The 25,112-nt window shown below is 69.0% G+C and carries 16 protein-coding genes; 10 read left to right on the forward strand and 6 right to left on the reverse strand.

What is annotated here, in order from left to right:
• Positions 1-425 precede the first annotated feature (425 nt).
• From ACZ4XJ_RS23815 to ACZ4XJ_RS23830, 4 genes are read left to right on the forward strand one after another with little or no spacing between them, the layout of a single operon-like run.
• Positions 426-2,771, forward strand: coding sequence for an ATP-binding protein (locus ACZ4XJ_RS23815; RefSeq protein WP_468497262.1), 2,346 nt, complete (start codon positions 426-428; stop codon positions 2,769-2,771).
• 5 nt (positions 2,772-2,776) lie between these two features.
• Positions 2,777-4,432, forward strand: coding sequence for a DEAD/DEAH box helicase family protein (locus tag ACZ4XJ_RS23820; RefSeq protein WP_468497327.1), 1,656 nt, complete (start codon positions 2,777-2,779; stop codon positions 4,430-4,432).
• A complete protein-coding gene (locus ACZ4XJ_RS23825; protein WP_468497263.1) occupies positions 4,429-5,025 on the forward strand; it encodes a hypothetical protein in 597 nt (198 codons plus the stop codon). Before ACZ4XJ_RS23820 ends, ACZ4XJ_RS23825 begins: the two co-directional genes overlap by 4 nt.
• 8 nt (positions 5,026-5,033) lie before the next feature.
• Positions 5,034-6,350 carry a sigma factor-like helix-turn-helix DNA-binding protein gene (locus ACZ4XJ_RS23830; RefSeq protein ID WP_468497264.1) on the forward strand — a complete coding sequence of 439 codons (1,317 nt, stop codon included), beginning with the start codon at positions 5,034-5,036 and terminating at the stop codon, positions 6,348-6,350.
• Between the two features lie 78 nt (positions 6,351-6,428).
• On the opposite strand, the gene ACZ4XJ_RS23835 is transcribed toward ACZ4XJ_RS23830, so the two are convergent.
• Both ACZ4XJ_RS23835 and ACZ4XJ_RS23840 read right to left on the reverse strand, forming a co-directional pair.
• The gene (locus tag ACZ4XJ_RS23835; RefSeq protein WP_468497265.1) at positions 6,429-6,989 is read right to left on the reverse strand and encodes a very short patch repair endonuclease; all 561 of its coding nucleotides are present in this window, start codon (positions 6,987-6,989) and stop codon (positions 6,429-6,431) included.
• A 268-nt stretch (positions 6,990-7,257) separates the two neighbouring features.
• A complete protein-coding gene (locus tag ACZ4XJ_RS23840; RefSeq protein WP_468497266.1) occupies positions 7,258-8,649 on the reverse strand; it encodes a DNA cytosine methyltransferase in 1,392 nt (463 codons plus the stop codon).
• Between the two features lie 116 nt (positions 8,650-8,765).
• Here ACZ4XJ_RS23840 and ACZ4XJ_RS23845 point away from each other — a divergent pair, with 116 nt between their 5' ends.
• Positions 8,766-9,608, forward strand: a complete 843-nt coding sequence (locus ACZ4XJ_RS23845) for a GIY-YIG nuclease family protein (RefSeq protein ID WP_468497267.1) — start codon at positions 8,766-8,768, stop codon at positions 9,606-9,608.
• A 238-nt stretch (positions 9,609-9,846) separates the two neighbouring features.
• On the opposite strand, the gene ACZ4XJ_RS23850 is transcribed toward ACZ4XJ_RS23845, so the two are convergent.
• Positions 9,847-11,376, reverse strand: a complete 1,530-nt coding sequence (locus ACZ4XJ_RS23850) for a helix-turn-helix domain-containing protein (protein ID WP_362882288.1) — start codon at positions 11,374-11,376, stop codon at positions 9,847-9,849.
• A gap of 235 nt (positions 11,377-11,611) precedes the next feature.
• Complete coding sequence (locus ACZ4XJ_RS23855) at positions 11,612-13,612, reverse strand: amidohydrolase (protein ID WP_468497268.1); 2,001 nt, start codon at positions 13,610-13,612, stop codon at positions 11,612-11,614.
• A 233-nt stretch (positions 13,613-13,845) separates the two neighbouring features.
• Here ACZ4XJ_RS23855 and ACZ4XJ_RS23860 point away from each other — a divergent pair, with 233 nt between their 5' ends.
• The 5 genes from ACZ4XJ_RS23860 to ACZ4XJ_RS23880 all read left to right on the forward strand — a co-directional run bounded on the left by ACZ4XJ_RS23860 (position 13,846) and on the right by ACZ4XJ_RS23880 (position 21,429).
• Complete coding sequence (locus ACZ4XJ_RS23860; protein WP_468497269.1) at positions 13,846-14,847, forward strand: LacI family DNA-binding transcriptional regulator; 1,002 nt, start codon at positions 13,846-13,848, stop codon at positions 14,845-14,847.
• A gap of 139 nt (positions 14,848-14,986) precedes the next feature.
• Positions 14,987-17,716 carry an aconitate hydratase AcnA gene (acnA, locus tag ACZ4XJ_RS23865; protein ID WP_362882293.1) on the forward strand — a complete coding sequence of 910 codons (2,730 nt, stop codon included), beginning with the start codon at positions 14,987-14,989 and terminating at the stop codon, positions 17,714-17,716.
• 331 nt (positions 17,717-18,047) lie between these two features.
• Positions 18,048-19,499, forward strand: a complete 1,452-nt coding sequence (gene ngcE, locus ACZ4XJ_RS23870; protein WP_468497270.1) for an N-acetylglucosamine/diacetylchitobiose ABC transporter substrate-binding protein — start codon at positions 18,048-18,050, stop codon at positions 19,497-19,499.
• Positions 19,500-19,542: 43 nt separating this feature from the next.
• The gene (locus ACZ4XJ_RS23875) at positions 19,543-20,487 is read left to right on the forward strand and encodes a carbohydrate ABC transporter permease (RefSeq protein ID WP_362882297.1); all 945 of its coding nucleotides are present in this window, start codon (positions 19,543-19,545) and stop codon (positions 20,485-20,487) included.
• 12 nt (positions 20,488-20,499) lie between these two features.
• Positions 20,500-21,429 (forward strand): carbohydrate ABC transporter permease, encoded by a 930-nt coding sequence (locus tag ACZ4XJ_RS23880; RefSeq protein ID WP_362882299.1) that lies wholly within the window; start codon positions 20,500-20,502, stop codon positions 21,427-21,429.
• Between the two features lie 21 nt (positions 21,430-21,450).
• Here ACZ4XJ_RS23880 and ACZ4XJ_RS23885 read toward each other — a convergent pair whose 3' ends face one another.
• The gene (locus ACZ4XJ_RS23885; protein WP_383994801.1) at positions 21,451-22,182 is read right to left on the reverse strand and encodes an MgtC/SapB family protein; all 732 of its coding nucleotides are present in this window, start codon (positions 22,180-22,182) and stop codon (positions 21,451-21,453) included.
• 31 nt (positions 22,183-22,213) lie between these two features.
• Positions 22,214-24,934, reverse strand: a complete 2,721-nt coding sequence (mgtA, locus tag ACZ4XJ_RS23890; RefSeq protein ID WP_468497271.1) for a magnesium-translocating P-type ATPase — start codon at positions 24,932-24,934, stop codon at positions 22,214-22,216.
• Positions 24,935-25,112 lie beyond the last annotated feature (178 nt).

A 25,112-nucleotide genomic window follows, 5' to 3' on the forward strand; every position in this document is an offset into this window, starting at 1 on the left:
GGAGGCATCAGAGGCTGGCACAAGCCGAGGGGCCCCGTGGCCACGGCGGACGGTCAGCGCGGGAGCTGCCACCGCTCCCTGTACGTACGCTCGAGTGAGCGGGAAGAGGCGGATGCACGGGTGGTTCTTTCTGACGCGAGTCGCAACCCGCCGATCCCGCCGACAGGGTCGAACCCCGTACCCGGCACTCGGTACTCGCGCGACGCCAACCGCTACACGGTCGCAGTGGCCGCGGGAGGCGGGCCAGGCAACGATGATCAAATCAACTGACCCAATTCCCGCTGACGCAGACATTACGTCAGTGGACGCTTATACCCTCGTGATCGACGCGTGACTCATTCGAGTCGGGCCGCTTCGCCGTGCGCCGACGTGCGTGACTGGTCCTCGGGCGCGTCGGTTCATCCAGGGAGAGGGTTTCCGCCGAAGTGAAGATCACTCCTTCGGCCCGCGTGCTGCGCATGCTGGGCGAGATCGAGTTCGACGAGTGGCAGTGTGTGGCCGAGCTGGTCGACAACTCCTTCGATGATTTCAGTGAGATCGTCCGTTCCGGAGCGGAGTGGCCCGCTGGATACAAGGTGAGTGTGTCCTTGCCTTCTTCCGCCGGCGGGGAACTCGTCATCGCCGACACCGGCCAGGGGATGACGTACGAGCGCCTGGAACGCGCCGTGAGGGCCGGGTGGTCCGGCAATGACATGCACGACAAGCTCGGCTTGTTCGGCATGGGCTTCAACGTGGCCACCGCCCGCCTCGGCAAGCGCACTCGCGTCTTGACGACGCGACCGGGCGACACGAAGTGGATCGGTGTCGAGATCGACCTGGACCACATTCGGGACGACTTCGAGGCGACGGACATCACCGAGCCGAAGAGCGACCCCGCGCAGCACGGCACGAGGATCGTCATCGACCGCCTGAACAGAACGCGGGCCGATTGGCTGCGTCGCAACGGGTCTGCGCTCCGCAACGTGCTCGGCTCCGTCTACTCGTGGATCCTGGACGTGCGGGGCTTCGAGCTCTACGTGGGCGGGACGCGGGTCAAGCCGGTTCGGCACTGCCGTTGGGGGGACGACCGCTTCGTGCTCTACAACGGCAAGGAGCGTGTCCCCGCGTACATCGAGATCAAGGAGGACCTGCACGACGGGATCGCGTGCGCCGACTGCGGACAGTGGCAGCTGACGCACGGGGAACATTGCGCCGACTGCGGAAGTGGGAAGCTAAGCGTTCGCAAGCGCCAGATCCGGGGTTGGCTGGGCATCCAGCGTTACCTTCACAAGACCGACTACGGCATCGACTTCCTTCGCAACGGACGCAAGATCCTGCGCTGGGACAAGCAGTTGTTCACGTGGAGCAACCCCGATGGCGTAGTGGGCAACGAGGATCCCGAGTACCCCGTCGATCTCGCCCACCAGGGCGGTCGCATCATCGGCGAGATCCACCTCGACCACGTCCCCGTCACCTACCAGAAGGATGCCTTCGAGTACGGGGACCGGAGCTGGCGCAGCGCCGTGGAGGTCCTGCGAGGCCTGGCGCCGCTTCAGCCCAAGAGGGCCGAGGATTTCAACTACCCCGAGAACGTCAGCCCTCTGGCCCTCCTGTTCAAGGGGTATCGCCGTAACGATGCCGGACTGCGCTGCTTGGTACCCGGTGATGGTCGCAAGCCCATTCACGACGAGACACGCCGCTGGGGGCAAGAGTTCCAGAAGGGCAACCCCGACTTCCAGACGGACGAACGCTGGTGGCAGGCGATCCTCGAGCACGAGGAGACCAAGAACAAGGGGAAGCAGGCCAAGACGGTGGCCAGCGTTCCCAACCAGCCTGACGAGCAAGCGGTCATGGACGCCCTCGGTCCATCGGTCGACGCGCCCGGCCCGAGTGGTGTCGAGCCGGGCCCACAGGTGCCGCGCGTTGGTGGCACGCCGACCTTGGTGACGGAGACCAAGAAGACGGAAACCCGTAGCGAGCGGCTGGCACGCTATGAGATCGCCTCTACGCTGCACTCCTACCTCACCCGCCCGTTCGGTCACCCCGACCTCGGCTACTTGAACGTCGAGACCCGCCTCATCGAGAGAGGTGAGCCCCTCCTCGACGACCTGGGACAGGCCGTCCCGGTTCTGCTCGACCAGCGAGCCGGAAACGAGCTCACGGCCTTCGTCGACGCCGAGCACGACGTGTTCCGACGATTCGGCGCGGACTATTCCGACCTTCTCCTGACCGAACTGGCGCCCGTCCTGAAGGTGCGAGCGCGCTCCCAATGGGTGCCGTCCCAGCTGGTCGCGGGTATCCGCGCCCAGTCGCTCAAGGAGAGCGCGCTGGACGGCACGACCGTCGGCGCGGAGGCCCGTGACCTGCTGAACGAGATCCGTGGCCGAACCGCCGCCGAGCTCGACCGCTCTGGCGAATACCGCACGGCCTACGGTCACCTCACCGAGGAGGAGACCACGGCCGTCGAGCAATCGATGATCGCCTCGGGGCGCGTCGGTCAGGTGGGCCGCCTTGGTCGAGACGCGGGATTCATCTCCTACATCCCCGCCCTGGCACTCGTTCGTCTCGTGGAGACGATGCCCGAGGCGTTCCTGGACCGCCGAGTCTTTCGAGGTCCGTACGCCGATGTGAAGTCGCCGTCCGCGCGCTCCCTGAGCGTGGCCCGCGTCACGGGCTACCTCGCTGACGTGGCGACCATCGGCACCTTCGCCGGCGAGGCCACGGCCCTCCAGCTTCAGCGTGCCCGTCTGAGCATCACCCTCCTCGGCGACGAATTGGCCGGTGACGAGTGAGCGCGGTGTTCCTGTCCCCTTCCGAGCTGGGGGACGGGGGCCCGAACGGGCTGACCAAGGCCCTCGAACGGACGCTCTGGCACCTGGGATTCCATGACGTTCGCGTAGTGGACGGCGCCAACGACCACGGCGCGGATCTCCTCGCTGTCAGGAACCGGGAGCAGTGGGTCTTCCAGAGCAAATGGAAGGCGCACGGCACGGCGGACCATGCCGGCGTCGACGATCTCGAACGAGCTCGCACCCACTACAGGGCGGACAAGGCCGTCCTGGTGACCAACACGAACATCACCGCCTCGGCCGAGGCGCGCCGTCGCGCATTGGCCGACATCGGGGTCGACATCGCACTGTGGCACGGCGCCACACTCGCCGCCGTTGGTGCGCGCATGCCCGATCGTGTGCCGAGTCCGTACGAGCTGCGGCCATATCAGGTTGAGGCGGTGAGCGCGATCGAGCGTGATCTCGCCGTCGATGGCTCGGCCCTTCTCGTCCTGGCGACCGGGCTGGGGAAGACGGTGGTGGGCGGCGAGGTCATCGGCAACCTCCTCGGGTCCCGTTCGCAGGCCAGGGTCCTCGTGGTCGCGCACATGCGAGACCTCGTGGAACAACTGGAGAAGGCCCTGTGGCGACATATCCCCAAGACCGTTCCCACCCGCCTCCTCACCGGCGAGAACAGGCCCCGAGACCTGGACGGGGTGGTCGTCGCGACCGTCGAGTCGGCCTTGGCCGTAGCCCGGAACGGTTACCGCCCGGATCTCATCATGATCGACGAGACCCATCACGTGGCCGAGACCGGCAGGTTTGCGGAGCTCCTCGATCTGTGTTCCGCTGCGGCGCAGTTCGGAGTGACCGCCACCCCTTGGCGCGGTGACAAGTTCGACATCACGGCACGCTTCGGCTATCCCTCCTTCACGATGGGCATCGCCGAGGGCCTGGCAGCGGGCTTCCTGTCCGCCGTCGACTATCGGTTGTACGCCGACGGGGTCGATTGGGACGCCGTCAAGGAGATCAGTCGTCACGGCTACTCGATCAGGGACCTCAATCGGCACCTCTTCCTCCCGCAGCGGGACGAGGAGATCGTGGAACACCTCCGGGTGGCCTGGCGGGAGACGGTCGAGCCCCGGGCCATCGTGTTCTGCCAAACGATCGAGCACGCCGAGCACATGGCGGAGCTCCTCTCGGTCTCCGACCCGCAATGGGCCAAGGCCTCCTATCTCCACAGCGGTCTGCCCAAACGACACCGCAACGTCCTGCTGAACGAGTTCCGGCTGGGGCGTATCCCGGTCATCAGTTGTGTAGATGTGTTCAACGAGGGTGTTGATGTGCCCGACGTGAACCTCATAGCGTTCCTGCGCGTCACCCACAGTCGGAGGATCTTCGTCCAGCAGCTCGGCCGCGGTCTGCGCCTCAGCCCCGGCAAGAAGGCGCTCAAGGTCCTCGACTTCGTGACGGACATCCGCCGGGCCGCCGCGGCCCTGAACCTTCGTCGGACCCTGGAGGCCACCGAGGCCGAGCATCTGGAGCTCCCCCACACCTCCAGGATCGAGTTCGAGGACGAGACCGTCGGCTCCCTCATGGACATGTGGATCCAGGACGCCGCCGACCTTGAGACAGCGGCCGATGAGGTTCGCCTGCAGTTCCCCATGCCGAAAGGAATCCAGTGACCGACTACAAGATCCCGCCCGAGGTCGAGGCCGTCGTCCTGACCAAGGTCTTCGAGCAGGCCGCCGCAGCCGACTGGCTCAACCTCCAGGACAACGATCGCACCCGTCTGTACCAGGGGTGGACGGACGATCCCGAGATCGGCGGAAGGCTGATCGGGTTCGTCGGCATGGCCGCGAACGTCAGGCCGTGGCTCAAGGACGGCCCGATGAAGGAGTACCAGCGGGCTCGTCGGGGCGTGGGCAAATACGCCAAGTACGTGAAGAAGCCGGCCGCGACGATCGAGGAGATCATCGCGAAGACGCTGGGAGGGGACTGGGAGATCGTTCCTGGGTCCAAGAGGCAGAAGCCGATGCGGGCCAAGGTTCGAGAGGTCGGCTCGGAGGAGGAACTCCACTTCGTCGCCGGGCCCGACGCGAGCTTCAAGCACCTGGTGTGGCCCGCCGTCCTCGACCGCTCCGGAGGCGAGACCGCGCCTTGGACGATCTGCGTCATCGATCCCTTCCTCGCACCGCTCACACGGGAGGACAAGATCCGACACGACTCCCTGGCCAGGTTCTTGGGCGTTCGAGTCATCTACTTCAACGAGATGTAGGGGCAGCCGTGTTCGATGAGGCGTGGACGATCCAGGTGTGGGAGTCGGTCTTCGACGACCGTGCCCGCGCGATCGCCGAGACACGGGCCGCAGGCCGCACCCTGGAGGAAGTCGGGGCCGAGTTCGGGGTGAGTCGGGAACGAGTGAGGCAGGTCATCACGCAGTGTCAACGGAGGATCGTCGCCGCCGCCGATGTCGCCCAACAGGGGTGGCGCGAGACCCTGAGGTCGGCCGGGGCGTCGCCGGCCGTTCGCAGGGGAGTCCTGGCAGACGCGCTGGGGGTGAGAGACCACGTCGTCCTCGAATCGCTCCTGCTCGAGGCTGGACTGAGCGCCCCGCAGACCTGGACAGGTGCTCTTCGGGGGTGGTGGACAGCTCACCCCACCGCCCTCGACTCCGCGCTTCGCCAACTGGTGGCCGGCGTTCCCCTGCACGATGTGGCCCTCTCCGAAGCCGCCCGGGCGGCCGGTCTACCCACCGACATTCCCTTGATCCGTCTTCTTGACGATCCCCGCTCCAAGGTCGCTCGCAACGCCGATGGGCACTGGATTCGCCGCAACGCACGGGGACGCGACTCCGCTTACCTCCATCTACTTGAGGCCGGTTCTCCCCTCACCGCCGATGAACTGGTCACACCCATGTCCGTGCCGACTGAGAAGGCAGCGCGAGGGGCACTGCGCCGGGACGACCGGTTTGTCCAGATTCGACCCGAGGGGACGTGGGCACTGACCGAGTGGGCGCACCTTCGGCTCACCCCGTACAGCAACGCCGTCGAGGCCCTGGTGGCGGTGGTGACCGAACAGGGGCCGATCTCACGGGCAGCCCTCTTCGCGAGAGTCACCGAGCTGTACCCCGTCACGGCGTGGCGGCTCACGCAGTGTCTGCTCAATGACCGGATCGGCCAAACCGTCGACGGCCTCATCGACCTGGTCGCCAGAGGAGCCGAGTCGATAGTGGAAGCCGAGCCCGCCAAGCCGGCTGACATGGCCATGAGTGGTGATGTCCTGGGCGCCCGGATACTCGTCGACCGGGATGTCCTGAGAGGAAGCGGGGTGCGGGTGCGCTCCTGGCTGACCTGGCGGCTTGGCCTCCGTCAAGCCCCCATGAGTCGCACATTCACCACCGCTGGTGGGCACGAGCCCGTCACCATCCGCCGCGGCACGAGCTTCGCCCAGGTCTCCACCCTCCGTCGGCACGCGCTCGAACTCGGAGTGGTGGAGGGGTGCGCCCTCGCGCTCCTCCTGAACCTCAAGGACGAAAGCGCGCAGGTCCGGCACGGCTGTGAGGAGGGATCCTGTCCGGCCGGGGCTACGGACTCCGCCTGACCCCGCCCCCGCCCACGAGGCTCGCGGACGCGGCCGGACAGGGCTGGAACCCCTGGTGGGTTCAGCGCGCCCAGCCGCCTAACCCCCGCTCTCCTTGATGAGGGCCTTGCCTTCACCCATGGGCTTCGCCCCACCCGTCGCCCGACGTGCCTGGACCCGTTGGGCGATTAGCTCGGCCGCTGATTCCGGAGCCTCGTGTTCCCAGACTCGGATCACGGTCCAGCCGGCGGAGCGGAGAGCCTCGTTCGTCTCGATGTCCCTGTTCCTGTTGCCCTCGATCTTGTCCCGCCAAAACTCGGCGTTCCGGGTCGAGGGGCGATAGTGCTCGGGACAGCCATGCCAGTAGCAGCCGTCCACGAAGACGGCGACCCGCGTACCAGGGAACACGAGGTCCGCTCGGCGCCGGATCTCGGGAACGGGGCGGGCGTCCACCCGATAGCGAAGGCCGCGGCGATACAACAATCGTCGCAAAGCGAGCTCGGGACCGGTGTCCTTGCCGCGATTGGCGCGCATCACGGCGCGGACACTGGGGGAGGACGCCTTGGAATCGGCCGGTAGGGGGTGATCACCCACCAGCCCCATCGCATGGGCCTGGCGCCACGCCTCGGCGAGGTTCGCCCCACGAGTGGCTCCGTCCACCTCGCATACGTACCGCTCCCGCGTAACGCCGTCCTGCGACCAGCGGAGATAGGCCCGAATGCGCCGTGTGCGCCGGTACAGCTTGAGCGCGATGGAGGCACGTGAGTGGGAACCGTCGTCGAGAGCGATGGCGCGCCGGGCGCGTCCGCCGGCGGCGCGGTCCTGTTCCAGCGCGGGGAGGGCGGAACCCCCCCGGCGTTTGTACGCGCGTTCGGGTGGAAGGCTCTCCTTCCACCGTCCGTCGCCTTCCCTCGGCCGAGGCACGGCGCTACTGCCCCGCCGCGTCCAGCGCGGTGGCTACAGCCTTGGCGAAGAACTCGCCGAGGACCACCGGGACCGCGTTGCCGAGCTGGCGCATCTGCTCCCCGCGGGGGCCGGAGCCAACCCACTTGTCGGGGAAGGTCATCACACGGGCCGTCTCACGAACAGTCATGTAGCGGTGGGCATGTCGCCATTCCCCGGGCGCCGTGGGGTCCTCGACGAGATCGTCGAGTTCCAGTACGGACTCGCCGCCGGGGACACCGTGGACGCCCGCCTTCACGGTCTTGGCGGGACGGTCGAGCTCGTTCGGGGTGTGCCCCTTGTAGATCCTCGCCCCCGGCCAGCCGACGTGTCCGGGGAACGCGGCCCCCCCGAAGTCGCGCTTCTCGTCGAGGTGTCTCGTATCGACAGGGGGGAGGGCCAGAAGCCTCTCGTCGGTGCCGTAGCCCGCGATGGCGTCGCGGAGGGTACGCCAGGGCAGGCACCCGTCGTTCTCGATCGCCTTGGGAAGGCGCGCCAAGACGCGGTCCCTGACATGAGGCTCCACGTGGTGGCGCCTCCAGTAGCCGTCCGCCTCCAGCATGGAGCGGTAGAGGGCGTGGTCCGAGTAGCGGCGCCTCCTCACGTGCTCCGCGAAATCCCTGACGATCCCCACTCCCAGGTCGGCGCGGAAGGCGACGATGACGACGCGGTTGCGGATTTGCGGGACGCCGTAATCCGCCGCGTTGACCGGGAACGCGATCACCCTGTAGTGGTCGGGACTCCTGTCATCGACGGGGAGGCCCCCGTCGATGTCCAGACTGTGGCTCACCGGGTCGGGATCCCCCAGCGCACCCAGGAGGGCGTCGTTGTGCCTCTGCCACGTCTTCCTGGGGTCGCGCTCCATGAAAGGCAGACGCAGCTCGTTCTTGATGTACCCGAAGTAGTCGGAGAACGACGGGCGCAGAATGCCTCGAACGTTCTCGCAGATCACGGCCTTGGGTCGCATCTCGCGGACGGCGTTGAACACGGCGGGAAACATGTTCCGCTTGTCCTCGTCGCCCTTGGCGACGCCCCCGGCGCTGAACGGCTGACAGGGGGGACCGCCGGCGAGGACGTCGACCTCGCCCTCGAACTTCCGGAGATCGAGCTCGCGCACGTCCCCGGGGTAGAGGGGCGCGGGCTCGCCGACGCGCGGAGGGGCAGGGGTCGTCTCCCCGATCTCCACAAGCCCGTCATCACCGAGGGTCCTACCGGCGCTGGCGAGGAGGGTCTCGCAGGCCCGCTTGTTGAACTCGTTGAAAAGGAGCGGACGGAAGCCCGCGCGGTGAACCCCCATGGCGAGGCCGCCCCCGCCCGCGAACAGTTCCACGCTCGTGCGGATGCGAGGGGCAGTGGTCTCTTCTTGCTGGTCACCCATGGGTGAATCGTACCGCGGAGCCACTTAGACGCCGGCGTCCCGAATTCGAACTGGTGAGCGACAAGTGAAGGATCATAGAGTAAGCCGCGTTCTGTGCCGGCGGGAAGGGGAGAGGGATGGCGGAAAGCGACGGGGCGAATGAGCGTGGCCTGTACCACAAGGACTTCCGGCTGAGCATCACCAAGGCGCTCGGGGACCAACTCGCCGAGGCGCTGAAGAGCATTGGGCGGGCTCCCCTCGACGAGGAGCGCCTGGCAGAGCTGGAAGAGCGGCCGGGAGTCTACCAGCTCTACGTCAACGACAGCTTCGTGTACGTGGGAAAGGCGGACGCCAATAACAAGGGCCTCCCGGGGCGACTCGGCAACCACCTGCGCAAGCTGTCGGGCCGTCGCAACCTCGCCCTCGCCGACGTCAGCTTCTCGTGTCTGTACGTGGACGAGGACTTCTCCGCCGTCGCTCCCGAACGTCTCCTCATCAACCATCACAAGGAGCGCGGCGGGGTCCCGTGGAACAACAGCGGCTTCGGGGGCAAGGACCCCGGGCGGAGGCGTGACACGACGGTCCTGAAGAAGGATCACTTCGACGTGCGGTACCCCATCAACCTCGACGCACCCATCCGCGGGCTCGCCGCCGGGACGACTGACCTGCGAACCTACTTGAAAGACCTCAAGGCCGCCCTGCCCTACAACTTCCGGTACGAGGAGCCCGTCTCCGCGGCGGACACCCTCATCGGGGTGCCGGGCGGACCCCTCACGGCAGACGAAGCGCTCCGTCGGGCCTCGGCCATCCTGCCCGCCTCCTGGCAGATAACGGCCCTCCTGAACTACGTGATCATGTACGAGGAGGATCGCCGCTACAAGAGCGCGACGCGCTACTACCGTTCCGGCGAGAGGGTCGAGCAGCAGCCGGAAAAGTCCTCGGCGCCGCTGACATCCGAGGACCTCGGCGAAAGCGAATAGGGGGCCCACCGGCAGGCGGTCGCCAGGAGCCCGGTGGCACGGCTCGTGACGTTGAGCCATCGGATTCCCGCGAGTGTTGGTGGTGCCACCGTTGACGCGGTCCTCGCGTGGACGGGAGTCGCCCGGTGCCGACTCTCGCCCGATCCCGTGCCCGGGACGGGTCCCCAACACGTCACCGCCCCCTTTCAACCCGTGTCCGCGCAGGCCGGGAAGGGGGCGCTGACGGCCGCCGCGCGGGTCAGATGTCGCGGAAGATCTCGATCTGGGCGCCCACCGAGTTGAGGCGTTCGGCGAGTTCCTCGTAGCCGCGGTTGATGACGTAGACGTTGCGCAGGACCGAGGTGCCCTCGGCGGCCATCATGGCCAGGAGGACGACCACGGCCGGGCGCAGGGCCGGCGGGCACATCATCTCCGCCGCGCGCCAGCGGGTCGGGCCCTCGACCAGGACGCGGTGGGGGTCCAGGAGTTGGAGGCGGCCACCGAGGCGGTTGAGGTCGGTCAGGTAGATGGCCCGGTTGTCGTACACCCAGTCGTGGATCAGGGTCTGGCCCTGGGCGACGGCGGCGATGGCGGCGAAGAACGGGACGTTGTCGATGTTCAGCCCGGGGAACGGCATCGGGTGGATCTTGTCGATGGGGGCTTCGAGCTTCGACGGGCGGACCGTGAGGTCGACCAGGCGGGTGCGGCCGTTGTCGGCGACGTACTCGGCCGAGCGGTCGTGGTCCAGGCCCATCTCCTCCAGGACCGCGAGCTCGATCTCCATGAACTCGATCGGGACCCGGCGGATCGTCAGCTCCGACTCGGTGACGACCGCGGCGGCCAGCAGGCTCATCGCCTCGACCGGGTCCTCGGAGGGGGAGTAGTCCACGTCGACGTCGATGTTCGGGACGCCGTGGACGGTGAGGGTGGTGGTGCCGATCCCCTCGACCTTGACGCCCAGGGCCTCCAGGAAGAAGCACAGGTCCTGGACCATGTAGTTGGACGAGGCGTTGCGGATGACGGTGACGCCGTCGTGGCGGGCCGCGGCCAGCAGCGCGTTCTCGGTGACGGTGTCCCCGCGCTCGGTCAGCACGATCGGACGGTCGGGCGAGACGCCGGCCTCCACCTGCGCGTGGTAGATGCCCTCGGTCGCGGTGATGTCCAGGCCGAAGCGGCGCAGGGCGATCATGTGCGGCTCGATGGTGCGGGTGCCGAGGTCGCAGCCGCCGGCGTAGGGCAGCCGGAAGTGGTCCATGCGGTGCAGCAGCGGGCCCAGGAACATGATGATGCTGCGGGTGCGGCGGGCGGCGTCCGCGTCCATGGCGTCCATGTCCAGCCGCGCCGGCGGGATGAGCTCCAGGTCGACGCCGTCGTTGATCCAGCGGGTGCGCACGCCGATGGAGTTCAGGACCTCCAGGAGGCGGTACACCTCCTCGATGCGGGCGACGCGACGGAGCACCGTACGGCCCTTGTTGAGGAGCGAGGCGCACAGCAGGGCCACGCACGCGTTCTTGCTCGTCTTGACGTCGATGGCGCCGGACAGGCGGCGTCCACCGACGACCCGCAGGTGCATCGGACCGGCGTAGCCCAGAGAGACGATCTCGCTGTCGAGCGCTTCGCCGATGCGGGCGATCATCTCAAGGCTGATGTTCTGGTTGCCGCGCTCGATCCGGTTCACGGCGCTCTGGCTGGTGCCGAGGGCGTCCGCGAGTTGACTCTGCGTCCAGCCACGGTGCTGCCGGGCGTCACGGATGAGCTTGCCGATGCGTACGAGGTAGTCGTCTGCCATGGGTGCACGGTATCTCAGATATGAGATGGCGCTCGCGCTGGGTGTGGCAGACGGGTGTCACTGACCGTCAGATTCGGTGCCGGGTCCGCCGTGTGGCGGGTGGGTGTGGTGGGGAAGGGGAGTCGACTTCGGGTGGTCTGCGGACCGATATGCCGCATACGGGACAGTGTTCCGCAGACCGTGTCGAAGTCGGTGAGGCAAAGCCCGCCGCCCCCGCCACGCCCACCCCGCCCGCTCAGCCCGCCGTGCAGCCGCAGGCGCGGTGGCGGCCGCCGTGCACCGCCGCGGCGGAGACCGGGCGCGGGCCCGACGCCGTCACCCCGGCCGCCCGCCCCGCCGCCCGGGCCGAAGTCGCCCTGCCCGCCGCCGAATCCGCGTCGTGCACGACCCGGCCGCCGACCAGGGTCAGCCGTACCTCCGTACCGCTGATGTCGGCCACCGGGCAGCGCGTCACGTCACGGTCCAGGAGCACCAGGTCGGCCGCCCTGCCCTGCTCCACGGTCCCCGTCAGCCCCTCCTGACGCAGCTGCCACGCCGTCCCCGAGGTGTGCATCCGCAGGACGCTGCTCCGCCCCAGCCCCTCCAGCTCCCGGTACAGCGGACCCGAGCCGTGGGCCCCCTGCCGGTCGATCGCCGTCCGCAACTGGTTCCACACCTGGAGCGCGTCCACGGGCCAGTCGGAGCCGCCGGCCAGGCGCGCCCCGGCCCGCTCCAGGCTGCGCGCCGGGTACATCCACCGGTGACGTCGCGGGCCGATGTACGGCAGCAGCGCCTCCATCGTCCAGGTGTCCCGCGCCGCCCACTGGAGCTGCATGCAGGCCGCCACCCCGAGTTGCGCGAAGCGCCGCAGGTCGGCCGGGTCCACGAGCTGGAGGTGCGCCACCGCGTTGCGCGGATCGCGCGACCCGGTCGCCCGGCGGGCGTACGCGTATCCGTCCAGGGCGGTGCGGACCGCCCGGTCGCCCAGCCCGTGGGCGTGCATCTGCCAGCCCGCCGAGTTGAAGGCGGCGGTGAGCCGGCCGTAGTCCGTCGCCGAGGTGTAGAGCTCGCCCCGGTTCTCCGTCGGCTTCCCCGCGCCGTCCAGGTACGGCTCCAGCAGCGCGGCCGTCTGCGCCGGGTGCTCGATCACCCCGTCCAGGAACACCTTCACCATCCCGAACCGCACGCCCGGCACCCCCTCGAACTCCCGCCGCAGCCCCCGCGCGTACGCCAGGGCGGCCTTGGGGTCCTTCGCCTGCGCGGCGTCGAGCCGGATCGCCGGGACGATCCGCTGCGGCAGCCGGCCCGCCCCCGCCAGCTCCTGGTAGAGGCTCAGCTCGTGCCGGCCCACCAGGGCGTCCATCATCGTGGTGACCCCGGAGGCCGCCGCCAGCTCCAGCACGGCGGCGCACGCCGCGACGAGTTCCGCCCGGGAGGGCTCCGGCACGTGCCGCTTCACCAGGTCCTGGGCGTCGTCCTTGAGCACCCCCGTGGGCAGCCCGTCCGTACCCTTGACGATCCGGCCGCCGACCGGGTCGGGGGTGGTGGCCGTGATCCCGGCGATGTCCAGGGCCCGCCGGTTGGCCCAGAGGTTGTGCCCGTCCCCGCCGACGAGGATCACGGGCCGCCGGGTCGCCAGCGCGTCCAGCATCCGGTGGTGCGGAGGCGTCCCGATCGGCAGCAGTCCGACCGGGTTCCAGTCCTCCACCACCAGCCAGCGGTCCGGCTCGGCCCCCGCGCCCCCGCTGTCCGCGAGGAAACCGCCGAGGATCGCCCGCAGCTCGGCCTCCGTGGTCTCCGCGCCCTCCAACGAGGGCCGCAGCGACCGGTCCCCGGCGCCCAGCGGGTGCACGTGACCGTCGTGGATACCGCTCATCACGGTGTTCCCGCGCGCGTCGACCGTTTCGGTGTCCCGGCCGACGTACCGGCGCAGCGCCGCGTCCGGGCCCACCGCCAGGATCCGGCCGTCCCGCCCGACCGCCACCGACCGGCCCGGGCCGTCCGTCGCGTCCGGACCGCCCCGCTCCACCCCGGTGAACACCCGGGCGTTGTGCAGGACGAGCGCCGCCGAAGCGCGCCCCGAGGAGCCCGCGGCCGCCACCGCGGGCGACGCGGTCGCACCGAGCAGCCCCGCCGCGCCGACGGCGCCGGCCGCCGCGAGCAACCCCCGCCGTGACAGGGGGGACGCGGAAGCGGAACCAGAAGCAGAAACAGCAGCGGGGGAACCGTGGCGGGGCAGGGGCAGGGGTGTCGTCATGGCCGCTCCGAACGCAACAGGGGAGATCAGTGGATGTGGCGAGGAGGAGGACACTCCCTGATTAAGCCCGTAACCAGAACCCGCCCCGTCCCACGGAATCCGCAGCAGCGCCGCCCGCGAACCCGCCGCGAACCCGCCTGCGAACCCTGCGGCAGCGAGGCCCGCGAACCCGCCCCCGGAACCCGTGGCAGCCGCCCACCCCCCGAGGGCCCATCCGTCCGTACGATGACCGCGTGCCAGGACCGGGACCGACCATCGCCGACATCGCGCGCGCCGCCGAGGTCTCCACCGCGACCGTCTCGCACGCCCTCAACGGCACCGGCCGGCTCGGCGAGGGCACCCGCCGCCGGGTCCGCGAGACCGCCGCCGCCCTCGGGTACGGAGCCCACCGCGGCCCCCGTACCCGCACCCTCGGCGTGGCCGTCACCACCTACGCCGGCTCGGCGTGGGACTTCGCGGGGGTCGCCTACTTCTCCCGGCTGCTCACCGCCGCCACCTCCGCCGCCCACGCCCACGGATACGCGCTGACCACCCTGCCCGCCGACCGGGGCGCCGAGCCCCTGTGGCACACCCTCGCCGTCGACGGGATGCTGCTGCTCGACAGCCCGGACGGCGACCGGGTACTGCGGGCCCTGCGGGCGCGCGGGCTCCCGGTGGTCTTCGACGGCCGCCCCACCGATCCGCGGCCCGACGACGTGTGGGTCGACAACGACCACGCCGCCACCACCCGCGAGGTCCTCGATCACCTCGCCGCCTCCGGCGCCCGCCGGATCGCCCTGCACTCCGGCTACGGTCGCGAGTTCTACACCGGGGCCGTCACCTCGGCCTACGCGCAGTGGTGCGCGGAGCGCGGCCGCAGGGCCCGGGTCGTCGTCTTCGACCCCGAGGACGCGGCGGGCCGCGCCTTCGACGCCGCGTTCGCCGCGCCGGACCGTCCCGACGCCGTCTACAGCGTGTACGACCCGGGCGGTCGGCAGGTGCTCGCCGCCGCCGCGCGCCACGGAATCCGCACGCCCCGGGACCTGCTCCTGGTCTGCGCGAGCGAGGATCCGGCGTACGAGACCTCCGAGCCCTCCGTGACGACCGTCACGCTGAGACCTGAGCGGATTGCCGTGACGGCGGTGTCCGCGCTGGTCACACTGATCGAATCCGGGCATGCGGAATCCCCCGGCCAGCGCACCGTGGCGGCAGGACTGAGGGTGCGTGCCTCGTCCCTTCCCCCGGACATGTACTAGAGTTATCTCGACATCGAGATAACTGCCCCGGGCGTACCGCAGCCGTCCCGCCGGTAAGGGTTACCTAACTTAGCCTCACCTTAGCGGACTGGCCAGAGCGCCACACGGCAGGATTGCGGTAATACGCGCGAAATCATGCATGAAGGAGACTGTCGTGTCGGCGAACAGCTTCGACGCCCGCAGCACGCTGCAGGTGGGCGACGAGTCGTACGAGATCTTCAAGCTGGACAAGGTCGAGGGCTCCGCCCGCCTTCCCTACAGCCTGAAGGTCCTGCTGGAGAACCTGCTCCGCACCGAGGACGGCGCGAACATCACCGCCGACCACATCCGGTCGCTCGGCAACTGGGACTCGCAGGCCCAGCCCAGCGAGGAGATCCAGTTCACGCCGGCTCGCGTGATCATGCAGGACTTCACCGGCGTCCCCTGCGTCGTCGACCTCGCCACCATGCGCGAGGCCGTCAAGGCCCTGGGCGGCGACGCCTCCAAGATCAACCCGCTGGCCCCGGCCGAGCTGGTCATCGACCACTCGGTCATCGCCGACAAGTTCGGCACCCGCGAGGCGTTCGCCCAGAACGTCGAGCTGGAGTACGGCCGCAACAAGGAGCGCTACCAGTTCCTGCGCTGGGGCCAGACCGCCTTCGACGAGTTCAAGGTCGTCCCCCCGGGCACCGGCATCGTCCACCAGGTCAACATCGAGCACCTGGCCCGCACGGTCATGGTCCGGGGCGGCCAGGCCTACCCCGACACCCTCGTCGGCACCGACTCGCACACCACCATGGTCAACGGCCTGGGCGTGCTGGGCTGGGGCGTCGGTGGCATCGAGGCCGAGGCCGCGATGCTCGGCCAGCCAGTCTCCATGCTGATCCCGCGCGTCGTCGGCTTCAAGCTGACCGGCGAGCTGCCGGCCGGCACCACCGCCACCGACCTCGTGCTGACCATCACCGAGATGCTCCGCAAGCACGGCGTCGTCGGCAAGTTCGTCGAGTTCTACGGTGAGGGCGTCGCCGCCACCTCCCTCGCGAACCGCGCCACCATCGGCAACATGTCGCCGGAGTTCGGCTCCACCGCCGCGATGTTCCCGATCGACGACGAGACCCTGAAGTACCTGCGCCTGACGGGCCGCGACGCCCAGCAGGTCGCCCTGGTCGAGGCGTACGCCAAGGAGCAGGGCCTGTGGCTGGACCCGGCCGCCGAGCCGGACTTCTCCGAGAAGCTGGAGCTCGACCTCTCCACGGTCGTCCCCTCCATCGCCGGCCCGAAGCGCCCGCAGGACCGCATCGTCCTCGCGAACGCCGCCGAGCAGTTCGCCGTGGACGTACGCAACTACGTCAGCGACGACGAGGAGGCCGGCAAGGAGTCCTTCCCGGCGTCCGACGCCCCGGCGTCCTCCAACGGTGTGCCCACCAAGCCCACCCTGGTGACCCTGGCCGACGGCACCTCCTTCGAGATCGACCACGGCGCCGTCACCGTCGCCGCGATCACCTCCTGCACCAACACCTCGAACCCCTACGTCATGGTCGCCGCGGCGCTCGTGGCCAAGAAGGCGTCCGAGAAGGGCCTGACCCGCAAGCCCTGGGTCAAGACCACCCTCGCCCCGGGTTCGAAGGTCGTCACCGACTACTTCGACAAGGCCGGTCTGACCCCGTACCTCGACAAGATGGGCTTCAACCTCGTCGGGTACGGCTGCACCACCTGCATCGGCAACTCCGGTCCGCTGGACGAGGAGATCTCGAAGGCGATCAACGAGGCCGACCTCGCGGTCACCTCGGTCCTCTCGGGCAACCGCAACTTCGAGGGCCGCATCAACCCCGACGTCAAGATGAACTACCTGGCCTCCCCGCCGCTGGTCGTCGCGTACGCCATCGCGGGCTCCATGAAGGTGGACATCACCAAGGACGCGCTGGGCACCGACCTCGACGGCAAGCCGGTCTTCCTGGCCGACATCTGGCCCTCGGAGGCCGAGGTCAACGACGTCGTGGCCAACGCCATCGGCGAGGACATGTTCAACAAGTCCTACCAGGACGTCTTCGCGGGCGACGCCCAGTGGCAGGCGCTGGAGATCCCGACCGGCAACACCTTCGAGTGGGACCCGCAGTCCACCTACGTGCGCAAGCCCCCGTACTTCGAGGGCATGACGATGGAGACCACTCCGGTCTCCGACATCGCCGGCGCGCGCGTGCTGGCGAAGCTGGGCGACTCGGTCACCACCGACCACATCTCCCCGGCCGGTGCGATCAAGGCCGACACCCCGGCCGGCAAGTACCTCACGGAGCACGGCGTCGAACGCCGCGACTTCAACTCGTACGGTTCCCGCCGCGGCAACCACGAGGTCATGATCCGCGGTACCTTCGCCAACATCCGCCTGCGCAACCAGATCGCGGCGGGCACCGAGGGCGGCTTCACCCGCGACTTCACCGTCGAGGGCGCGCCGGTCTCCTTCATCTACGACGCCTCCCAGAACTACCAGGCCGCCGGCATCCCGCTGGTCATCCTGGCGGGCAAGGAGTACGGCTCGGGCTCGTCCCGCGACTGGGCCGCCAAGGGCACCGCGCTGCTCGGCGTCAAGGCCGTCATCGCCGAGTCCTACGAGCGCATCCACCGCTCCAACCTGATCGGCATGGGCGTGCTGCCCCTGCAGTTCCCCGAGGGCGCCACCGCCGCCTCCCTGGGCCTCACCGGCGAGGAGACCTTCTCCTTCACCGGTGTGGAGGAGCTGAACAACGGCACCACCCCGCGCACCGTCAAGGTCACCACCGACACCGGTGTGGAGTTCGACGCGGTCGTGCGCATCGACACGCCGGGCGAGGCGGACTACTACCGCAACGGCGGCATCATGCAGTACGTGCTCCGCAACCTCATCCGAGGCTAAGGGCGCGCCGGGCGGAGCGATCCGCCCGCGATCGGCACCATAGGGCCGTATCCCCGTACAAGGGGATACGGCCCTTCCGTTTGTTCGGTCCGCTCCTGGGGGAGCAGGCCAGGTGACGGTGAGGTCTCAACTCGGAAAAGCCGGGGACGATCCTTGTGCACGATCTTGCTCAGCCGAGCGGAAGTGGACTATACCTGTGCCCGTCCGGACCACCGCGAAATGAGCGGCCCCGGACCGGGGGACGGCGGGGACCTGCGGTGATGCCGCATGCACGGGAACTGCCGTGCTCTCCCGCCGCCTTCACACTCCTGACGAAGGCGAGGACTTGAGCATGGGATCCACCTCCGCCCACGGCGAGAACAGCACCGGTGAGGGCCTCGGCCGCCGGGACCTGATCAAGCGCTCCGCGGCACTCGGCCTGATCGCCGTCCCGACGATGAGCTTCCTGTCCGCGTGCGCCTCCGGCGGCGAGGCGGCCCCCAAGGGCAACGAGTCCAAGGCGGCCACCTCCCCCGAGAACCCGTTCGGCGTCGCCAAGGGCGGCAAGCTGGAGGTGGTCGTCTTCAAGGGCGGATTCGGTGACGACTACGCCAAGGCCTGGGAAGCCGCCTTCGACAAGAAGTGGGGCACCACCAGCTCCCACCTCGGCACCCAGGAGATCACCGCCAAGCTCCAGCCGCGTTTCAACGGCGGCAACCCGCCGGACGTCGTCGACGACGCCGGTGCCCAGCAGATCAAGCTGGACGTGCTCTTCAAGGGCGGCCAGCTCGCCGACCTCACCCAGGTGCTCGACGCCCCCTCGCTCGACGACCCCGCCAAGAAGGTGCGCGACACCCTCATCAAGGGCACGATCGAACAGGGCACCCAGGGCGGCAAGTTCGTCGCGCTGAACTACGTCTACACCGTCTTCGGCCTGTGGTACTCCGGCAAGCTCTTCAAGGAGAAGGGCTGGACGCCGCCCAAGACCTGGGACGAGTTCCTCGCGGTCTGCACCAAGGCCAAGGAAGCCGGCATCGGCGGCCTCGCCCACCAGGGCAAGTTCCCGTACTACATCAACGTCGTCATCATGGACCTGATCGCCAAGAAGGGCGGTCTGGAGGCCATGAAGGCCATCGACAACCTGGAGCCGAACGCCTTCGAGGGCAGCCCGGCGGCCCTGGCCGCGGTCGAGGCGGTCTACGAGGTCGTCGAGAAGGGCCTCCTGATGCCGGGCACCAACGGCCTCACCCACACGGAGTCCCAGACCGCCTGGAACCAGTACAAGGCGGCGTTCATCCCCTCCGGGTCCTGGCTGGAGAACGAGCAGCTGAAGCAGACCCCGGAGGACTTCGACATGAAGTTCCTGCCGATGCCCGTACTGGCCGACAGCAAGCTCCCCGTCGAGGCCATCCGGGCCGGCGCCGGCGAGCCCTTCATCGTCCCCGAGAAGGCCGGCAACAAGGCCGGTGGCCTGGAGTTCCTGCGCTCGATGCTGTCCCGCGAATGGTCGACGATCTTCGCCCAGCAGGCCAACTCGCTCACCGTCGTCAAGGACGGCGTCGACCCCGGCGTCAAGCTGCGGTCCGGCACCCAGTCCGCGGTCGAAGCCCTCAAGAGCGCGGGCGACAACACCTTCAACTACCTGTACACCGAGTGGTACAGCGAGATGGGCACCGAGATCGAGAACGCGTCCAACGAGCTGATGGCCCAGCGCATCCAGCCCAAGGAATGGATCAAGCGGGCCCAGGCCGCGGTGGACAAGGCGGCCAAGGACCCGAACGCCAAGAACAACAAGCGCAGCTGACCCCGCGTCCACCGGGCACCCGGAACCACCAGGGACGGACACCATGAGCCAAGTAGCCACGAGCAGAGGGCGGGGCGGCTTCATCGCCGGATTCCTCGTCCTGCCCCTCGCGCTGTACCTGACCTTCGTCATCTGGCCGTACATCCAGACGTTCGGCTATTCCTTCACCAACTGGTCGGGTCAGTCACCGACGTTCGAGCTCGTCGGACTGGACAACTACGCGGCGCTGATGAAGGACCAGGTCTTCCTCGGGGCCCTGTGGCACAACCTGCTGCTCCTGGTGTTCGTCCCCGCGGTCACCATCCTGCTCGCCCTCTTCTTCGCCTTCATGGTGAACGCGGGAGGGCGCAGCGGGGCCGGTGGCGTCCGGGGCGTGCGCGGATCGGCCTTCTACAAGATCATCTACTTCTTCCCGCAGGTCCTGTCCCTCGCCATCCTCGCGGTGCTGTTCGGCGCCGTGTACCGCAGTGACGAGGGAGGCCTGCTCAACGGCTTCCTCACCCGGATCGGCGTCGTCGACCCGGCGCACCCCATCGAATGGCTCAACGAGCCCGACCTGGTGCTCTGGTGCCTGCTCCTCGTGGTCGTCTGGCACGGCGTCGGCTTCTACCTGGTGCTCTTCTCGGCGGCCATGCAGTCCGTGCCGAGGGACATCTACGAAGCCGCCCTGCTGGACGGCGCCGGCCGCGCCCAGACCTTCTTGAAGGTCACGCTGCCGCTGCTCTGGGACTCCGTGCAGACCTCGGCGGTCTACCTGGGCATCGCCGCGATGGACATGTTCGTCCTCGTGTCGACGATGACCTCCGGGCAGTTCGGCGGCGGACCCGACCACCACAGCGAGGTCATGGCCACGGTCCTGATGCGCAACTTCCTCTACTTCGGCAAGAGCGGATACGCCTGCGCCATGGGCGTGGTCATGCTGATCCTGACCCTGATCCTTTCCCTTGTCACGCTGCGCGCCACCCGCCGCGAGCGCATCGAGTTCTGAGCGGGAGACACGATGACCACAGTGATCAAGGCCCCCGGTGAGGCCGCAGCCGAGAAGTCCGGCGGCGACGGCGGTCGCCCGAAGGGGGGCGCGAAGCGCACCTCCGACGGCATGGCGCTCAACGTCTTCTCCCACGGCTTCCTGGCCGTCTGGGCGATACTGATCGTCCTGCCGCTGTTCTGGCTGACGCTCGGCTCCTTCAAGACCGACTCGCAGATCGGCGGCTCGGCCCTCAGCTGGCCCTCCAACTGGAACTTCGACGCCTTCGGTCGGGCCTGGGAGAAGGGCATCGGGGACTACTTCGCCAACACGCTGATCGTGATGGTGTTCTCCGTGCCGCTCACCATGCTGTTGGGCTCCATGGCGGCGTACGTGCTGGCCCGGTACCCCTTCAAGGGCAACCGGATCATCTACTACTTCTTCGTCAGCGGGGCCATGTTCCCCGTGTTCCTGGCGCTCGTACCGCTGTTCTTCATGGTCAAGCGGCTGGACATGCTGAACAGCTACCAGGGTCTGATCCTGGTCTACGTCGCCTACTCGATGCCGTTCACCGTCTTCTTCATGCACTCCTTCTTCCGCACCCTGCCCACGGCGGTGCACGAGGCGGCGGTGATCGACGGGGCCTCCGACACCCGGATCTTCTTCCAGGTGATGCTGCCGATGGCCAAGCCCGGCCTGATCAGCGTGGGGATATTCAATGTCCTGGGCCAGTGGAACCAGTACATCCTGCCCTCCGTGCTGATGCAGCCCCAGAGCGGATCGGACCCCGAGCGCTACATGCTCACCCAGGGCCTGATCCAACTCCAGTACCAGATGGGGTACGAGACGGACCTGCCGGTGCTGTTCGCCGGCGTGACCATCGCGATGATCCCGATGCTGGTGGTCTACCTGTCCTTCCAGCGCCAGATCCAGGCCGGACTGACCTCCGCGACCCTCAAGTAGCGGACCCGGGGCGGCGCGGGATCAGGCCCGCTCCGCCCGCTCCGGCAGCACCGACCAGCTGACCGCCGAGACCGCCGGATCGAGCGAGAGGTTGCTGACGGCCTCCTCCAGCGTCCGGCCCTGCGTCCCCTCGGCGGTCAGCAGCGCCGATACGGTGACCAGGCCGGTGGCCGGCCCGTCCTGGCTGCGGATCTCGCGCAGCTGGTACCCGGGCCGGCCCAGCGCGTCCACCACCCGGTGGCGGATGTGGGCCTCCTCGGCCTCCAGGCACACCGCCTCGAAGTGGTAGTCGGCCGCCACCTCCGCCCCGCCGCGCGGCTCGCGGTCCAGGCGCCGGCCCAGCGGGCGCAGCAGGAGGTTGGTCCCCACCACGCCCGCCGTGCCGAAGGCCGCCAGGACGAAGAGGCCGACCCCCGCCAGGCAGCCCACGGCCGCCGAGCACCACAGGGTGGCGGCCGTGTTCAGGCCCCGTACGCCGAGCCCGTCCCGCATGATCACTCCGGCGCCGAGGAAGCCGATCCCGGAGACGACCTGGGCGGCGACCCGGGAGCCGTCGTGGTTCACCTCGGAGACGGTCCCGAGGAACCCGTACTGCGAGAGCAGCACGAACAGCGCGGCCCCGCCCGCGACCAGGGCGTTCGTACGCAGTCCCGCCAGGCGGGCCCGCCACTGCCGTTCCAGGCCGATCAGCGCGCCGAAGCCGAGCGCGGCGCCGAGGTGGCCGGCCATCTCCCATTCGCTGAGCAGCGTCATCGGCCCGTCCTCCTTCCTTCGTCAGGTGTTCCTACAGCCAGGTGCCGAAGCGGCGGATGTACCAGGTCTTCACGAACTGGGTGAGCGTGCAGTACGCGAGCAGCACGCCGATCAGCCACGGGAAGTAGCCGGCCGGCAGGGCCACGAAGCCCAGCGAGGCGGCCAATGGCGAGAACGGCAGCCACAGACCGGTCAGCACCGCGAGGACGGTCATCGCCATCACCGGCCACGAGGCCCGCGACTGGAGGAAGGGGATCCGGCGGGTACGGATCATGTGGACGACCAGGGTCTGCGAGAGCAGGCCCTCGACGAACCAGCCGGACTGGAACAGCGCCTGGTGCGCGTCGCTGTTCGCGGCGAACACGTTCCACATGATCACGAACATGGCGATGTCGAAGATCGAGCTGATCGGACCGATGGTGACCATGAAGCGGAAGATGCCCTTGGCGTCCCAGTTGCGGGGCTTGCGCAGGTACTCCGGGTCCATCCGGTCCCAGGGCGTGGCCAGTTGGGCGATGTCGTAGACCAGGTTCTGCACCAGCAGCATGATCGCGAGCATCGGCTGGAAGGGGATGAACGCGCTCGCCACCAGCACGGAGAAGACGTTGCCGAAGTTCGACGACGCGGTCATCTTGATGTACTTGATCGTGTTGCCGAAGGTGGTCCGGCCCTGGACGACGCCCTGTTCCAGGACGGTCAGGTCCTTCTCCAGCAGGATGATGTCCGCCGACTCCTTGGCGATGTCCACCGCGGTGTCCACCGAGATGCCGACGTCGGCGTCCCGCAGGGCGGCCGCGTCGTTGATCCCGTCCCCGAGGAAGCCGACGGTGCGCCCGTCGGCCCGCAGGGCCCGCACGATGCGGGCCTTCTGGACGGGGTTGGTCTTGGCGAACACCGTCGTACGGGCGGCCAGCGCGCGCAGCGCCGTGTCGTCGAGGGCGTCGACCTCGGCGCCGGAGACGACGTGGCCCACCTCGATGCCGACCTCGGCGCAGACCCGGGCGGCGACCAGTTCGTTGTCCCCGGTGACGACCTTGACCGCGATGCCCTTGTCGGCCAGGCCCCGCAGGGCCGCGGCGGCGGAGGCCTTCGGCGGGTCGAGGAAGGCGAGGAAGCCGACCAGGGTCAGCCCGTCCTCGTCCGCGACGGTGTAGGTGTCGCGCGGCACGGCGACCGTGCGGGTGGCGACGGCGAGGACCCGAAGGCCGCGGCGGTTGTTGTCCTCGGCGATCCTGGCCACGCGCCGGCGCAGGTCCGCGGTCAGCTCGGTCCGCTCGCCGCGGTCCCTCAGGTGGGTGCACAGGCCGAGGACCTCTTCGACGGCGCCCTTGGTGATCATGACGTGTTCGGCGCGGCCGGGGCCGGCCGCCAGGCCGTTGCGGTTCAGGACCACGGTCATCCGGCGTCGGGCGAAGTCGAAGGGGATCTCGTCGACCATCGAGAACCGTGCGTCGACGACAACCTCCTCGGCCTCGTCCACGCGGTCGATGACGGCCCGGTCCATGAGGTTGCGCAGCCCCGTCTGGAAGTGCGCGTTGAGGTAGCCGTACTCCAGGACCTCGGTGTCCTCGTCGCCGTGGACGTCGAGGTGGCGGTCCAGGACGATCCGGTCCTCGGTGAGGGTGCCGGTCTTGGCCGTGCACAGGACGTCCATCGCGCCCAGGTTCTGGATCGCGTTGAGCCGCTTGACGACCACCTTGCGGCGGGACATCGCCACCGCGCCGCGGGCTAGGTTGGCGGAGACGACCATCGGCAGCATCTCGGGGGTCAGGCCCACCGCGACGGCGACACCGAAGAGGAGGGCCTCGTTCCAGTCGCCCTTGGTCAGGCCGTTGATCACGAAGACGACCGGGACCATCACCAGCATGAAGCGGATCAGCAGGAAGCTGACCTTGCGCACCCCGGTGTCGAAGTTGGTCTGCGGACGCTCGCCGACGAGCGAGCCGGCCATCGAGCCGAACCAGGTGTCCGCGCCGGTGGCCACGACCACGCCGGTCGCGGTCCCGGAGGTGACCGAGGTCCCCATCAGGCAGAGGTTGTCGGCCTCGACCGGGTCGCGGACGGTGCGGGTGCCCGGGTCGTCCGCCCGGATGTCGGCCTTGGCGACCGGCAGCGACTCCCCGGACAGGGCGGCCTGCGAGACCATCAGGTCCTTGGCGGCGACGAGCCGCAGGTCGGCCGGGATCAGGTCGCCCGCGGCCAGCTTCACGAGGTCACCGGGGACCACCTGGTCCATCGGCACCTCGAAGGTGGTCGGCGCGGACCCGCCGCCGGCCCGGCGCTGCACCGCGCAGGTGGTGGTGACGAGCTTCTTCAGGGCGTCGGCGGCGCGGCCGGAGCGGAACTCCTGCCAGAAGCGCAGCAGTCCGCTGATCCCCACCATCACGGAGAGGATGACGACGCCCGGGTCCGCCGGATCCTGCCAGAACATGACGGCGCCGAGGAGGACCAGGACCCCGATGACGGGGTTCCCGTAGGCCTTCGCGAGCTGGAGGGGCCAGCGGGGGGCGCGCTCGCGGGCCACGACGTTGGCGCCGTACCGCTCCAGGCGCAGGGCCGCTTCGGCGTGGGTGAGTCCGGCGCGCGAGGTGTCCAGGTCCTGGAGCACCTGGACGCCCGTGCGGGCGCCGATCGCGGCGAGGCGCTCACCGACGAGGCGGGTTCCGGTCTCCAACTCTGCGGCCTTGCGCTCGCGGCGGCTCCGGCCCGGCGGTGCGAGCTTCGTCGGGGTACGAGGGGTGAGCATGGTCATGACGAATACCTCCCTCCACGGTGTCCGGGCAGCACGGAGCCGCACGGTCACGTGGAGTGATCATGGGTCGGCGCGCGGCGGCCGCGGGGCCGGGGCGCCGGTGGGCATGGATGACGCGGGCCCGGCACGCAGCGTGCAGGGCATGCGGAAGGAGTGGTGCGGTGCCTCAATGGAAAGG

The sequence above is a fragment of the Streptomyces sp. NPDC029836 genome, assembly GCF_055574495.1.